The sequence below is a fragment of the Variovorax sp. GW821-FHT06D12 genome (assembly GCF_059419205.1).
Window position 1 is genome coordinate 294,242 of record NZ_JBWKRI010000007.1, and the last position, 14,647, is coordinate 308,888.

At 67.7% G+C, this 14,647-nt stretch carries 11 protein-coding genes; 7 read left to right on the plus strand and 4 right to left on the minus strand.

Annotation, left to right across the window (positions count from 1 at the left end):
* From AC07SQ_RS22625 to AC07SQ_RS22645, 5 genes are all read left to right on the plus strand, one after another.
* On the plus strand, positions 1-930 hold the full coding sequence (locus AC07SQ_RS22625; protein ID WP_070062998.1) for a branched-chain amino acid ABC transporter permease: 930 nt from the start codon (positions 1-3) through the stop codon (positions 928-930).
* 2 nt (positions 931-932) lie between these two features.
* Positions 933-1,997 (plus strand): branched-chain amino acid ABC transporter permease, encoded by a 1,065-nt coding sequence (locus AC07SQ_RS22630; RefSeq protein WP_062473892.1) that lies wholly within the window; start codon positions 933-935, stop codon positions 1,995-1,997.
* A 68-nt stretch (positions 1,998-2,065) separates the two neighbouring features.
* On the plus strand, positions 2,066-3,397 hold the full coding sequence (locus AC07SQ_RS22635) for an ABC transporter substrate-binding protein (protein ID WP_062473894.1): 1,332 nt from the start codon (positions 2,066-2,068) through the stop codon (positions 3,395-3,397).
* A gap of 169 nt (positions 3,398-3,566) precedes the next feature.
* Entirely contained in the window at positions 3,567-4,379 is an 813-nt protein-coding gene (locus AC07SQ_RS22640; RefSeq protein WP_062473897.1) for an ABC transporter ATP-binding protein, read from the plus strand.
* Positions 4,380-4,425: 46 nt separating this feature from the next.
* Positions 4,426-5,673 carry a phenylacetate--CoA ligase family protein gene (locus AC07SQ_RS22645; RefSeq protein ID WP_495272885.1) on the plus strand — a complete coding sequence of 416 codons (1,248 nt, stop codon included), beginning with the start codon at positions 4,426-4,428 and terminating at the stop codon, positions 5,671-5,673.
* Here AC07SQ_RS22645 and AC07SQ_RS22650 read toward each other — a convergent pair.
* Positions 5,664-6,617 (minus strand): hypothetical protein, encoded by a 954-nt coding sequence (locus AC07SQ_RS22650; RefSeq protein WP_495272886.1) that lies wholly within the window; start codon positions 6,615-6,617, stop codon positions 5,664-5,666. The genes AC07SQ_RS22645 and AC07SQ_RS22650 overlap by 10 nt on opposite strands.
* A 16-nt stretch (positions 6,618-6,633) precedes the next feature.
* Positions 6,634-7,818 carry a M48 family metalloprotease gene (locus AC07SQ_RS22655; protein WP_495272887.1) on the minus strand — a complete coding sequence of 395 codons (1,185 nt, stop codon included), beginning with the start codon at positions 7,816-7,818 and terminating at the stop codon, positions 6,634-6,636.
* 204 nt (positions 7,819-8,022) lie between these two features.
* Between AC07SQ_RS22655 and AC07SQ_RS22660 the strand changes: the two genes are divergently transcribed.
* Positions 8,023-8,997 carry a tripartite tricarboxylate transporter substrate-binding protein gene (locus AC07SQ_RS22660; protein WP_070062994.1) on the plus strand — a complete coding sequence of 325 codons (975 nt, stop codon included), beginning with the start codon at positions 8,023-8,025 and terminating at the stop codon, positions 8,995-8,997.
* A 79-nt stretch (positions 8,998-9,076) separates the two neighbouring features.
* Here AC07SQ_RS22660 and AC07SQ_RS22665 read toward each other — a convergent pair whose 3' ends face one another.
* Positions 9,077-11,200 (minus strand): carboxypeptidase regulatory-like domain-containing protein, encoded by a 2,124-nt coding sequence (locus AC07SQ_RS22665; RefSeq protein WP_495272888.1) that lies wholly within the window; start codon positions 11,198-11,200, stop codon positions 9,077-9,079.
* A gap of 181 nt (positions 11,201-11,381) precedes the next feature.
* On the opposite strand from AC07SQ_RS22665, the gene AC07SQ_RS22670 reads away from it, so the two are divergent.
* Complete coding sequence (locus AC07SQ_RS22670; RefSeq protein ID WP_062473909.1) at positions 11,382-12,365, plus strand: helix-turn-helix transcriptional regulator; 984 nt, start codon at positions 11,382-11,384, stop codon at positions 12,363-12,365.
* A 64-nt stretch (positions 12,366-12,429) separates the two neighbouring features.
* Here AC07SQ_RS22670 and AC07SQ_RS22675 read toward each other — a convergent pair whose 3' ends face one another.
* Positions 12,430-14,562, minus strand: coding sequence for a PQQ-dependent dehydrogenase, methanol/ethanol family (locus AC07SQ_RS22675; RefSeq protein ID WP_062473911.1), 2,133 nt, complete (start codon positions 14,560-14,562; stop codon positions 12,430-12,432).
* Positions 14,563-14,647: the final 85 nt, after the last annotated feature.

A 14,647-nucleotide genomic window follows, 5' to 3' on the forward strand; every position in this document is an offset into this window, starting at 1 on the left:
ATGGGATTTTTCCTCGAAACCCTTTTCGGCGGCCTCATGGTCGGCATGCTGTATTCGCTGATCGCGATCGGCTTCGTGCTGATCTACAAGGCCTCGGGCGTCTTCAACTTCGCGCAGGGCGCGATGGTGCTGTTCGCGGCGCTGGCCATGGCGCGCTTCGCCGAGTGGTTCCCGCAGTGGTTCGGCTTCCAGAGCCAGATCCTCGCGAACATCCTGGCCTTCATCGCGGCCATGGCCGTGATGATCGTGGTGGCCTGGCTCATCGAACGGCTGGCGCTGAGCAAGCTGGTGAACCAGGAGGGCATCACGCTCCTGATGGCCACGCTGGGCATCGCCTACTTCCTGGACGGCGTGGGCCAGACGATCTTCGGCAACGACATCTACAAGATCGACGTGGGCATGCCCAAGGAACCGCTGATGGTGCTCGAAGGCACCTTCCAGGGCGGGCTGCTGCTGAGCCAGGAAGACCTGATCGCCGCGCTGGTGTCCGCCGCGCTGGTGGTGGTGCTGGCGATCTTCTTCCAGAAGACGGCCACGGGCCGTGCGCTGCGCGCGGTGGCCGACGACCACCAGGCCGCGCAATCGATCGGCATTCCGCTGTCGCGCATCTGGGTGATCGTGTGGTCGGTGGCCGGTTTCTCGGCACTGGTGGCCGGGATCATCTGGGGCTCCAAGCTCGGTGTGCAGTTCTCGCTCTCGCTGGTGGCGCTGAAGGCGCTGCCGGTGGTGATCCTCGGCGGGCTGACCTCGATCCCCGGCGCCATCATCGGCGGCCTGTTGATCGGTGTCGGCGAGAAGCTGTCTGAAATCTATCTCGGCCCCATGCTCGGTGGCGGCATCGAGATCTGGTTTGCCTATGTCCTCGCGCTGGTCTTCCTGCTGGTTCGTCCGCAGGGTCTGTTCGGCGAAAAGATCATCGATCGGGTCTGAGAATGTTCTACAGAGAAAACGGCCAGTTCAAGTCGAGCTACCGCGCCGACCAACAGATCTTCCCGATCGCGCAGGACCGCCTGGCGATCCTGGTGCTGCTGCTCGTGGCATTCGTCGTGGTGCCGATGGGCGTGTCCGACTACTGGATGCGCGCCATCCTCACGCCCTTCCTGATCCTGTCGCTGGCGGCGCTCGGCCTGAACATCCTGGTCGGCTACTGCGGCCAGATCTCGCTGGGCACCGGCGCTTTCATGGCGGTGGGCGCGTACGCGGCCTACAACTTCCAGGTGCGCATCGACGGCATGCCGCTCATCGCCTCGCTGCTGCTGGGTGGGCTGTGCGCCACGGTGATCGGCGTGTTGTTCGGCATTCCGAGCCTGCGCATCAAGGGCCTGTACCTGGCGGTGGCCACGCTGGCCGCGCAGTTCTTCACCGACTGGGCGTTCCTGCGCATCCAGTGGTTCACCAACAACTCGTCGTCGGGCTCGGTGAGCGTGGCAGGGCTGAACGTGTTCGGCGTGCCGATCGAGTCGCCAGTGCAGAAGTATCTGTTCTGCCTGATCTTCGTGGTGGTGTTCGCACTGCTCGCCAAGAACCTGGTGCGCAGCGCCATCGGCCGCGAATGGATGGCGATGCGCGACATGGACGTGGCCGCCGCGGTGATCGGCATCCGCCCGGTGTACGCCAAGCTCACGGCCTTCGCGGTGAGCAGCTTCATCGTCGGCGTGGCCGGCGCGCTGTGGGGCTTCATTCACCTGGGCGCTTGGGAGCCGGCGGCGTTCAGCATCGACCGTTCGTTCCAGCTGCTGTTCATGGTGATCATCGGCGGGCTCGGCTCGATCATGGGCAGCTTCTTCGGCGCCGCCTTCATCGTGCTGCTGCCGCTCTTCCTGAACCAGTTGCCGGGGTGGCTGGGCTTCTCGATCTCGACCGCGCTGGCCTCGCACCTGGAGACCATGATCTTCGGCGCGCTGATCGTGTTCTTCCTGATCGTCGAGCCCCACGGCCTGGCGCGGCTGTGGTCCACGGCCAAGGAAAAGCTGCGGCTGTGGCCCTTCCCGCACTGACAGGTTCTGGTTCGTTGTTGTTCGTTCGTAAAAACCCGGCACCGAGGTGCCCACAAAAGGAGACAGGCATGACACTGAAATCGCTCGCTCTGACCGCCGCCCTGGTGGCCAGCACCCTCGGCGCGGCCTTCGCGCCTTCGCTCGCGCAGGCCCAGGCCAAGGAACAGTTCTTCCCGCTGCTGGTGTACCGCACCGGCCCCTACGCGCCCAACGGCACGCCCTGGGCCAACGGCAAGCAGGACTACATCAAGTACATCAACGCCACCGGCGGCATCAACGGCGTGAAGATCACGTACGAGGAATGCGAAACCGGCTACGCCACCGACAAGGGCGTGGAATGCTACGAGCGCCTGAAGGGCCGCCCGGGCGTGACGCTGTTCGACCCGCAGGCCACCGGCATCACCTTCGCGCTGACCGACAAGGTGCCCACCGACAAGATCCCGCTCATCACGCTGGGCTACGGCCTGTCGGCCTCGCAGGACGGCGGCGTGTTCAAGTGGAACTTCCCGCTCATGGGCTCCTACTGGACCGCGGCCGACATCCTGATCCAGCACATCGGCAAAAAAGAAGGCGGCATGGACAAGCTCAAGGGCAAGAAGATCGCCCTCGTGTACCACGACTCGCCGTTCGGCAAGGAGCCGATTCCGCTGCTGCAGGAGCGCGCCAAGCAGAACGGCTTCGAGCTGTCGCTCATTCCCGTGACCGCACCCGGCGTGGAACAGAAGTCGGCCTGGCTGCAGGTGCGCCAGTCGCGTCCCGACTTCGTGCTGCTGTGGGGCTGGGGCGTGATGAACTCCACCGCCCTGAAGGAAGCCGTGGCCACGGGCTACCCGCGCGAGAAGATGTACGGCGTGTGGTGGGCCGGCGCCGAACCCGACGTGAAGGACGTGGGTGCCAACGCCAAGGGCTACAACGCGCTGGCGCTGAACACCTCGGGCACGCAGCCCAAGGTGATCCAGGACATCCTCAAGCAGGTGCACGACAAGGGCCAGGGCACGGGTCCGAAGGACGAAGTGGGCTCGGTGCTCTACACGCGCGGCGTGATCATCCAGATGCTGACCATCGAGGCCGTGCGGCGTGCGCAGGAGCGCTTCGGCAAGGGCAAGGTCATGACCGGCGAGCAGGTGCGCTGGGGCATGGAAAACCTCGCACTCGACCAGAAGAAGCTGGACGCGCTGGGCTTCTCGGGCGTGATGCGTCCGGTGAGCACCTCGTGCCAGGACCACATGGGCTCGACCTGGGCGCGCGTGCACACCTGGGACGGCGCCAAGTGGGGCGGCATGTCCGACTGGTACGAGGCCGACAGCCAGATCATCAAGCCGATGGTGAAGGCGGCTGCCGACAAGTACGCCGGCGAGAAGAAGCTCACCCGCCGCGAAGCCGCGGATTGCCAGTCTTGAGCTAACCCCCAGGCTGCGCGCACTTCGTGTCGCTTCTCCCACCCCCTTGCAGGGGGCAACACCAGCGGCCCGGCAAAGCCGGTTCCGCGGTGTTCCCCGAAGGGCGGTGGGTCAAGCGGGTATCTGAAAGAACAGCGTCGTTGTTCTTTCGAATGCTTCGGACCACACCATGAGCGAACCCAAGATCCTTCTCAACGTCAACGGCATCGAGGTCATCTACAACCACGTGATCCTCGTGCTCAAGGGCGTGTCGCTGACCGTGCCCGAAAGCGGCATCGTGGCGCTGCTCGGCGGCAATGGCGCCGGCAAGACGACCACGCTGCGCGCCGTGAGCAACCTGCTCGCGGGCGAACGCGGCGCCGTGACCAAGGGCACCATCGAGCTGCGCGGCGAGCGCATCGAGGCGCTGTCGCCGGCCGAGCTGGTCAAGCGCGGGCTGATCCAGGTGATGGAAGGCCGCCACTGCTTCGCCCACCTGACCATCGAAGAGAACCTGATGACCGGCGCCTACACGCGCACCGACGGCAAGGCCTCGGTGCAGGAGACGCTGGAGAAGGTCTACGCGTATTTCCCGCGCCTGAAGACGCGCCGCACCTCGCAGGCGGCCTACACCTCGGGCGGCGAGCAGCAGATGTGCGCCATCGGCCGCGCGCTGATGGCCAACCCGACCATGGTGCTGCTGGACGAGCCCTCGATGGGCCTGGCGCCGCAGATCGTGGAAGAGGTGTTCGAGATCGTCAAAGACCTGAACACCAAGGAAAAAGTGACCTTCCTGCTGGCCGAGCAGAACACCAACATGGCGCTGCGCTACGCCGACTACGGCTACATCCTGGAGAACGGCCGCATCGTGATGGACGGCGAGGCCAAGAGCCTGCGCGAGAACGAGGACGTGAAGGAGTTCTACCTCGGCGTGGGCGGCGCGGACCGCAAGAGCTTCCGTGATGTGAAGAGCTACAAACGCCGCAAGCGTTGGCTGGCCTGAAGTACCCACCCCAGAGCGACCGAATCGATAGACGAAGGGTACGGACATGAACGACCACTACGACCAACTGGAAATCCGCGACCCCGCCGAACGCGAACGTGACCTGCTGGCCGCGCTGCCCAAGCAGATCGCCCAGGCACAGACTGCAACGTCCGCCTTCACGAAGATCCTCGACGGCGTGAAGCCCGCCGACGTCACCTCGCGCGAAGCGCTCGCGAAGCTGCCTGTCACCCGCAAGTCGGAACTGCTCGAGCTGCAGAAGGCACGCCGCGCCGACGACCCCTTCGGCGGTTTTGCGTCGATCGTGCGCGGGCCGCGCATGCCGCGCATCTTCGCGAGCCCCGGCACCATCTACGAACCCGAGGGCGAGGCACGCGACTACTGGCGCACCGCGCGGGCGCTGCATGCGGCGGGCTTTCGCAGCGGCGAGCTGATCCACAACAGCTTCAGCTACCACATGACGCCGGCCGGCTCCATCATGGAAAGCGGCGCGCATGCCATGGGCTGCACCATCTTCGCGGGCGGCACGGGCCAGACCGAGCAGCAGCTCGAAGCCATCGTCGACCTCAAGCCCGACGGCTACGCGGGCACGCCGAGCTTCCTGAAGATCCTGCTGGAGAAGGCCGAAGAAAAAGGCCAGAAGCTGCCGTGGTTCACCAAGGCGCTCGTGTCCGGCGAGGCCTTTCCGCCCAGCCTGCACGACTGGATCGCTGCGCACGGCGTGCAGGGCATCCAGTGCTACGCGACCGCCGACCTGGGCCTCATCGCCTACGAAACCAGCGCGCGCCAGGGCCTGGTGATCGACGAGGGCGTGCTGGTCGAGATCGTGCGCCCCGGCACCGGCGACCCGGTGCCCGACGGCGAGGTGGGCGAGATCGTCGTCACCACCTTCAACCCCGACTACCCGCTGGTGCGCTTCGGCACCGGCGATCTCTCGGCCGTGCTCGCGGGCACCTGCCCCACGGGCCGCACCAACAAGCGCATCAAGGGCTGGCTCGGCCGCGCCGACCAGACCACCAAGGTGCGCGGCATGTTCGTGCATCCGTCGCAGGTCGCCGAGGTCGTGCGGCGCTTTCCCGAGATCGTGCGCGCGCGGCTCGTGGTGTCGGGCGAGATGGGCGACGACCAGATGACCTTCAAGCTCGAATGCGCCGGCGCTCCGGCCGGGCTCGACGCGCGCATTGCCGATGCGGTGCGCGAAGTGACCAAGCTGCGCGGCACCATCGAGCTGGTGGCGCCGGGCAGCCTGCCGAACGACGGCAAGGTGATCGAGGACGCGCGCAGCTACAAGTAGGGGCGGTACAGGCGGCGCGTAATGAAGCGCGTGAGGAGCACGGTCAGCAAGGGGTAGAGCGGTACGAGCGCGGCCAGCAGGATGACCAGGTCGCCGACACCGGCCATGCTGGTCTGGGACGGCTCCAGCAACCCCAGTCCCGCGAGGATGACGGCAGCGCAGCCCGCCAGCACCAGCACAAAGGCCAGCACCGACGCGGCCACGGCCCGGAAGGGCCGGACCCGTGTGGGGAGCGGGCCACGGCCGATGCCGAGCCACGCGCCCCAGAACGCCAGAGCAAAGACCAACAACGGCGGCGCGACCCAGCTCAGGAAGGGCGCCACGCGGTCCATGGTCCTCATGGCCTCGTGCCACGGGTCCGTGACCATCGCGCACCAAATCTGGATCGACGCGGACACGGCGGCGATCAACAGCGCTACCGTGGCGCGACCCGGCGATGCGCTCGCGGGCGCCACGGCGTCGGCATCGCCCGCATCGAACGACGCGGCCGATGCCTGAGTGCCCTGCCTCAGCGCGACCCAGGTCGCCAGCCACACACCCAGCACCAGCATCGCCAGTTGCACCAGCCGGCCGCCGGGCATGTAGAGCAGCTCCAGCCCGTAGAGCCACGGGCTCAGCACGAAGTAGTCCAGCACCCGCACGATGAGATAAGCGCCGGCGTGGCGCACACGCGGGCCGCGCAACTGCGCCAGGCGCGCGGCGCCGCGCACCTCCAGTGCCTGGCGGGCATGGCTCCAGGCCAGCGACGCTGCCAGCACCCAGGCCATCGCGAGGTTGGCCGCCATGCCTGCCCACACGTCCAGGTCATAGCCTTCGTGCCCCGAGCCAGGCCACAGCTGCCTGCCGAAGTGGACCAGAACAATGGCCGCTTCGACGGCCACGGTGATGAGCGCGAAGTCGCGCGGCAGGCGCCACGCGTGTGCGATGGAAGCGGGAGACGTCATCAAGGCCAGTGAACGGCTACTTCTTGCAGCTCGCCGGCAACGCCTTGTCCTTCAACCCCTCCCCCGCGCTGCAATGCCACGCAATGCCCCGGTCGGTCGACGACGGCTCCATGCGCAGCGTGCCCTTGGGCGTGGCCACCTCCACCACCATGCTGTCGGGGTCGAGCGTGAGGGTCGCGCCGTTGGGCAGGTTCTCCGGCTGGCCGACAGCGGCCAGGGTGTCGGGGATCTCGGCCTTTTCTTCATAGTGGCGCGTGAGCGCGTTGCGCACCGGCGCGCCCTCGGACCAGGCCTGCGCGACGACGGCGCGGGTCTGGTACTCCTGGTAGGCGGGGATGGCTGCAGCCGCCATGACGCCGATGACGGCCACCACGATCAGCACACCCGCCGCGCCGCCGCCGGCCCGGCCGGCATACGGCACGAAGAGCGCGAGCAGGTAGGCCACCGGATTGCGCTCGGGCAGCTTGGCGCCCGGGTCGATGGCGCGTGCGACGCGCTTGGTGAGCCAGGGGTAGCCGCCGATGAGTTCGTGGAACGAGCCCCAGAAGCCGCGGTTACCGGCCGACTGGGCGGCGTAGCGCTGCAGGTTCACGTTGCGCCACTGCTGCGCGCCGGCGGCCAGCGCCACCAGCGCGCGCGGCGCCGAGTCGACCTCGCGGCAGCAGGCCGCGCCGTGCAGGTCGCAGGTGTATTCCTTGGCGCGCGCATAGGCCGCGCCCAGGAGCGGCAGCCAGAGCACGGGCGCGCGCCAGATGTGGCCCGTGAGGTGGCCGCGGCGGATGTGGCCCAGCTCGTGGCCCATGTAGAAGTGGATGCCGTCGGGCTGCGCCTCCATGGCGTCGACCACGTCGGACAGCAGCACCACGAAGTTGCGGCCGAAGAAGCGCGTGGCGAAGGCGTTGAACATGCCGTCGCCGTGCAGCAGGTAGGCCTCGGGCGGCTGCGCGATGCCCAGGCGGGTGCAGCAGTCGACAAAGCGCGCGTGCAGCTCGGGCAGCTGCTGGGGCGACAGCTTCACGCCCGTGCCCTTGATCCAGGCGATGACCGCCGACTGCGCGAACACGTAGCCGATGAAGCCCAGCAGCACGTACAGCAGCGCAATGCCCAGCGTGCCGACGACGATCAGTGCCCAGGCCAGCAGGCCCAGAACGAGCGTGAGTTTGCCGAGCCAGCGCTCGCGCGGATAGACCCAGGGATCCATTGGTTTCTTCTCCTCGATGCCGCCCGTCGGGCTGGCCTGTTTGTGGTTGTGGTCACCCCGGCGCGGGTGCGCGGGACGGGCGTGATCATGCCCCAGCATGGGGCGAAAACGGTGACATTCCTAAGGGCTATTCGGTATGGGTCAGCCCCCGGTCAGCCGATAAGATCGCGACCCTTTCCATTTAAAAACTCCGTCGGAGACATCATGAAGAAACTGTTTGCCCTCGCGGCGATTGCCGCGGCCGCCGTCGGCGCACACGCCCAGGATTTCCCCGCAGGCAAGCCCGTGACGCTGGTGGTGCCTTTCTCGGCCGGCGGCCCGACCGACCGCGTGGCCCGCGACCTGGCCGAATCGCTGCAGAAGACGCTGGGCACGACGATCATCGTGGACAACACCGCCGGCGCCGGCAGCTCGATCGGCACCGCCAAGGTGGCGCGCGCCAACCCCGACGGCTACACGCTGCTGCTGAACCACATCGGCATGTCGACGATGCCGGCGCTGTACCGCAAGCTGCCGTTCAACGTCGAGAACGACTTCGAATACCTCGGCATGGTCAATGAAGTGCCGATGACGCTCATCGGCAAGCCCGGCCTGCCCGCCAACAACTACAAGGAACTGACGACTTGGATCAATGCCAACAAGGGCAAGATCAACCTGGGCAACGCCGGCCTGGGCGCTGCCTCGCACCTGTGCGGCCTGCTGTTCCAGAGCGCGCTGAAGATCGAGATGACGCCCGTGCCGTACAAGGGCACCGCGCCGGCCATCGCCGACCTGCTGGGCGGCCAGATCGACCTGCTGTGCGACCAGACCACCAACACCACGTCGCAGATCGAGGCCAAGAAGGTCAAGGCCTACGCCGTGACCACCAGCAAGCGCCTGAGCACGCCCGCGCTGAAAGACCTGCCCACGCTCGACGAGTCGGGCCTGAAGGGCTTCGAAGTGTCGATCTGGCACGGCGTGTACGCCCCCAAGGGCACGCCCGCACCGGTGCTCAAGAAGGTCAACGAGGCCATCAAGGCCGCCATGAAGGACCCGGCCTTCATCAAGCGCCAGGAAGGCCTGGGCGCCGTGATCACCACCGACAAGCGCGTCGAGCCGGCCGAGCACAAGAAGTTCGTCTCGGCTGAAATCGCCAAGTGGGGTCCGATCATCAAGGCCGCCGGCGTGTACGCGGACTGATCCTTTCGGCCTCTCAAGAAAAAGCCGCCGGCCCTTTCGGGTCGGCGGCTTTTTTCATGCGGTGACAGCAGGAAAAGAATCAGGGAGGCGAGTAGGTCCACGCCTCGAAGTTCTTGCGCACATCGACCTGGCGCGCGGTGCGTGCCGTGAAGATGAAGCTGCTGACCGACGAGCCCTGCGCGTATTGCCAGGCGTTGTTGCCGACGCTCACGCAGTGGTTGTCGCTCGGCGAGTTCACCGGCTGGCAGTAGATGACGGCCTTGCGCGCCGAGGTGCGCACGGTGATCGAGTCGGTGAAGCGGTTGTTGTTCGGGCCACGGCCCGCCACCAGGAAGGTGGTCGGCGCGTAGGCGCCGCTGGGCACGGCCCAGCCGTCCTGGTTGCCCTCGGCGCTGAAGTCGATGTTGTTGGCACTGGGGTCGGACGGCACCGGCGCGCCGAACACGATGCCGCGCGGAACGCCGTCGATTTCCTGCATCAGCTCGGCGCGCAGGGCGGGCGTCATTTCCACGGTCGGCAGTTGCACGGCCTCGGCGAGGGTCGGCGCGCGCGAGAAGGTGCGCACGTACTGCACCGGGTTGGTCCCGCCGGCCGCCAGGAAGAACTCGAGCTTCCAGACCGCCTGATCGGGAATGGCGCTCAGCTGCGTGTCGTCGAACTGCGGCGCTGCGAAGAGATTGCCGGGCTCGACGCTGCTCGGGTTGCCGCCTTGCGCCGGGTCCACATAGCGTGCGGCCATGCGCCACAGCGAGGAGTTCAGCGCGCCGTTGGCGGTGCCGTCGGTGGTGAGCACCAGGGTGGTCAGCCCGGCCCGGGGCACGAGGACCAGCTCGCGGCCCGGCAGCGCCGACGAGGTGGCCACCACCTTCGTGAAGATCGAGTCGCCGTTGCCGTCGAGCACGTTGTCCACCGACACGTTGTAGCCCGCGGCGTGGTACTTCAGGTTCGCGTGCTTGAGGAAGTCCTTCAGCTCCTGCTGCGGACGCACGGCGGCCCGGTAGGCGTTGCTGTTGCCGGTGAGCTTGAGCGCGCCATTCACGATCCTGGCGTTGAACACGTCGTTGTCGGTGTTGCCCACGCTGTCGGTCCAGCGGTAGGTGAGCGCGATGTCGCCGCCCGGGTGGAAGTATTCGAAGTTGCCGCGGTCGTGCTTCAGGTTCGTGGGGCCGAAGCGGAACAGGCTTTCGAAGGGCCGGCGCGGGCCGCTCGACGCGCGGCCGATGTGCAGGCCGGCCGCGACGAAGCTGGCCGGGTCGTCGCCCACGAACAGCGTGCGGCAGGCCGGCGCGACCACGTTGGCGGCTTCGCCGAAGGCATTGCCGTCGGAGCCGATGGTGCTGTCCACGCGCTCGTTCAGCGGCAGCGCGTAGCAGGCGTTGAGGCGGTCCAGCAGGTCCTTGACCATCGCCGGCGTGGGCGGCTGCACGAGGGCCGCGGCATCGACCGCGGGCAGCGGCGCGATGCTGCTCTCGCCGGTGCGAAAGACGATGGACACGGGCGCGCTCTCTTCGCTCGCGGGCTGCGCCTTGACGGTGATCTCGATGTTGGCGGCCGTGCCGTCGGGGCGCACTGACACGTTCAGCGTGTCGAGCACGCGGTCCTGCCCCGTGCCGTTGGCCTGGAAGGTGCCGCTCATCGGGTCGATGCTGGTGTTGAGCGCGTCCAGCAGCGGCTTGAGCGCGGCCACGAGCTTGGCCACCTGGTCGCTGATGGCGCCCGGTGTGACGGCGCCGGCGTCGGCCTGCACCGCGGCGGCGAGCTTGGCGGGGTCGCCATTGGGCGACAGCTGCGCCACCACCACGGTGGTCAGCGGCGTGACGTTGGTGGTGCCGGTGGCGGTGCTGGCGGTGGTGCTGTAGAGCGTGAGGTCGTCGCGCACGGCCTGGATCACCAACGGCGCCTTGGTGCCCGCGGGCAGCACGCAGCTGTAGGTGCCTTCGGCCGGCACGGTCACTTCGCAGACCTTGGCGCCGGTCTGGTCGAACACGGTGAGCGCGGCGCCGGCAAAGGCCGCGCCGGTGGCCACGGTGCCGCTCAACGTGCCGGGCGACTCGGCGGCGGGCGGCGTGCCGCCGTTGCCCGTACCGACGGGGAATGCAAAGCCACCGCCGCCTCCGCCACCCCCACCGCCGCCGCAGGCGCCGAGGATCAACAGGGTGGCAAGGGACAGGGCGTGGGGGATTCTGGAGGTGGGGTGGGGCATCGTGGGTCTCTCGAAAAGGGAAAGGGCCTGGTCAGCAACCGAGGGCGCTGCAAACAATAGCTTTCGCTTTTGGAAATCAAATGATGCAAATGCACCATTCTTGAAACCGCGCGGCCGAGCCCCGCGCGCGTCACCGGAACATGGGATGGGCATGCGGCGCCCGGGCTGGAAGACTCCCCGCATGACCTTCACGGCCGGTGTCCCGCGCGACTTCAGCGACCTCCTGTTGCGGCTGTACCGCCTCTCGCACGAGCTGCCCATCGACGCCTTCCAGGACGCCGCGCTCGACCTCCTCAAGCCCGTGCTGCCCTTCGACTCGTCGATGTGGGGCACCGCCACCCGCACCGACCACGGCATCGACATCCACACGATCCACCTGCACAACCAGCCGCTCGAGATGGTCACGGCCTACGAGCAGGTCAAGCACATGGACACGGCCGCCGGCGAGGTGGCCAAGCAGTCGAACGCCACGCTCGCCTTCAATGCGCAGGCGTGGTTCTGCCGCGACGACCAGGCCGAGCTGCGCGACTACGGCCGCCGCTTCGAGCAGGCCAACTTCTTCATCACCTCGGATTCGAACCCGCAGACGAGCTTCGTCCACTGGCTCAGCCTGTTCCGCGCCGACCCGGAAGCCCACGGCACGGAGGAAGAGCGGCAACTGCTCGCCAGCCTCGCGCCGCACGTGATGCAGGCGCTGGCGCTGAACCGCGTGATGCACCTGGACCGCCTCGAAGCGGGCAGCGCGTCGCCCGGCGGCTCGGCCATCGGCGACCTGCGCGGCGTGCTGTACCACGCCGACCGGCTGTTCGAGGCGATGCTGAAGGCCGAGTGGCCGGCCTGGCACGGCCGCACGCTGCCCGATGCGCTGCTGCAGCACTTCCTGCAGGGCCACGCGCGCTTCAACGGGCGCGAGATCGTGGTCACGCACCGCGTCGAGCAGCGCCTGCTGTTCCTCAAGTGCCGCCATCGCTGCCGCGCCGACAGCCTCACGCCGCGCGAGCACACCATCGCCGAACTGCTGGCGCGCGGCGACACCCACAAGGAAGTGGCCGCCATCCTGAACCGCTCGCCGGCCACGGTGCGCAACCACATCCAGTCGATCTACGACAAGCTGCAGGTGGGCAACGTGGCGGGGCTGATCCACGAGCTGCGGCTGGCGGGCTGACCGCCCTGATCCCCCAAAAGAAAAGGCGCCGACGGCGCCTTTTCTTTTCGAGTCCGCGATGCCTCTACTTCGGCCGGATCGCGTCCGCCGTGCCCTGGATGAAGGCCTTGATGCTCTCGATGTCGTCGCCCGAGAGCTTGCCCGTGAAGTCGGGCATGCCGCGCGACATGGCCGGGCCCTTGAGCACGAACTTGTCGAGGTTCTCGATGTAGGCCGGGTCGAGGTAGCCCAGGTTCGGGATGTTGCCGCCGCGGTCCACGCCCGGCACGCCGTGGCAGAACACGCAGTTGCTCACGTACAGCATGGTGCCGGCCTGGACCTTGGCGGGGTCGTACTTCACGCCCTGCACCAGCTTGGCCATGCGGTACTCGACGAACGCGGGCATCTTGGCCGTGCCGCCGACCGCGAAGGTGTAGACCGTGCCCGGGCCCTGGCGCTCGGTGGCGCGCTGCGCCAGGCCGTACACGCCGCCCCAGCCCACGGCCACCGACACGTACTGCTTGCCGTCCACCATGTAGGTCGCGGGCGCCGCCACCACGCCGGTGCCGGTGGGCGTTTCCCACAACTTCTCGCCGGTCTTGGCGTGGTAGGCCACCAGGCGCCCGTCGGCCGTGCCCTGGAACACCAGGTCACCGGCGGTGGTCAGCGTGCCACCGTTCCACGGCGAGGCGTAGTCCACGCCCCAGGCTTCCTTCTGCTTGATGGGGTCCCAGGCCACGAGGCGGCCGAAGGGCTTGCTCGTGGGCGGCTCGACGTTGGCGAACTTGCCCAGGTTCCAGCCCAGCGCCGCATGCGGGCGCCCGGGTGCGTTCTCGTCGAACTTCCAGGCCTTGTCGTCCATCAGGTTGATCGGCACGTGCTGGGCGGGCAGGTAGGCCAGGCCGGTCTGCGGGTTGTAGGACATCGGGTGCCAGTTGTGCGCGCCGAACGGGCCCGGGATGCTGTCGCCCGGCTTCTCGTTCTGCCGCGCGGCGGGGACCTCGATGGGCCGGCCGTTCTTGTCGTAGCCCGTGGCCCAGTTGACCGCGACGAAGTTCTTCGCCGAGATGAACTTGCCGTTGGTGCGATCGATGACGAAGAAGAAGCCGTTCTTGGGCGCGTGCAGCAGCACCTTGCGCGCCTTGCCGTTCAGCTTGACGTCGGCCAGGATCATCGACTGGGTCGAGGTGTAGTCCCAGTTGTCGCCGGGCGTCTCCTGGTAGTGCCACTTGTACTTGCCGGTGTCGGGGTCGAGCGCCACCACCGAGCCCAGGTACAGGTTGTCGCCGCCCTTGGGGCTGCGCGCCTTGGCCGCCCAGGGCGAGCCGTTGCCGGTGCCCACGTACATCAGGTTGAGTTCGGGGTCGAAGGCGAAGCTGTCCCACGCGGTGCCGCCGCCGCCGGCTTCCCAGTACTTGCCGCTGGGGTCCCAGGTCTTGGCGGCGCGCGCCATCGACTCGTCCTCGAAGGGCTTGCTCGGGTCGCCGGGCACCACGAACCAGCGCCACTTCTGGTCGCCGGTCTTCGCGTCGTAGGCGGTGACGTAGCCGCGCACGCCGTACTCGGCGCCGCCGTTGCCGATGATGACCTTGCCCTTGAACACGCGCGGCGCGCCGGTGATGGTGTAGCTGCCCTTCTGGCCCTCGATGGTGTTCTTCTCCCACACCTTCTGGCCGGTGGCGGCGTCGAGCGCGATCAGCCGGCCGTCGTAGGCGGCCACGTAGACGCGGCCCTCGTACAGCGCCACGCCGCGGTTGACCACGTCGCAGCAGCCCCTGAAGCCCTTCGTGCGGTCGACCTGCGGATCGAAGGTCCAGATCTTCTGCCCGGTGCGCGTGTCGATCGCATGCACGATGCTCCACGAGGCCGTGACGTACATGATGCCGTCGACCACCAGCGGCGTGGCTTCCACGCCGCGCGTCGATTCGAGGTTGTACGACCAGACCAGCCCGAGCTGCTTCACGTTGCCGGTGTTGACCTGGTCGAGTTTGCTGAAGCGCGACTCGGCGTAGTCGAGCCCGTAGCTGGGCCAGTCGGGCGTCTTCTTCGCCGCATTGGCGCGCACGAAGTTGCCGTCGACGCGCTTGGCGGCCGCGCCGGCGCGGTCCTGCGGGCTGGCGGCCGTCTGGGCCAGCGCCGGGGCCGCCAGGCCCAGGCACAGCAAGGCGCCCGCAAGCAGGCGCCGCCCGGAAAGAGGCTGTGTCGTTGTCGTCTTCATCGGGGTCTGTCTCCTTCTTCGTTCTGCCCCAAGGATCGTTCGCACGGCATCGGCCTTCACCCCCGGGATTTCCCCAATCAAGCCT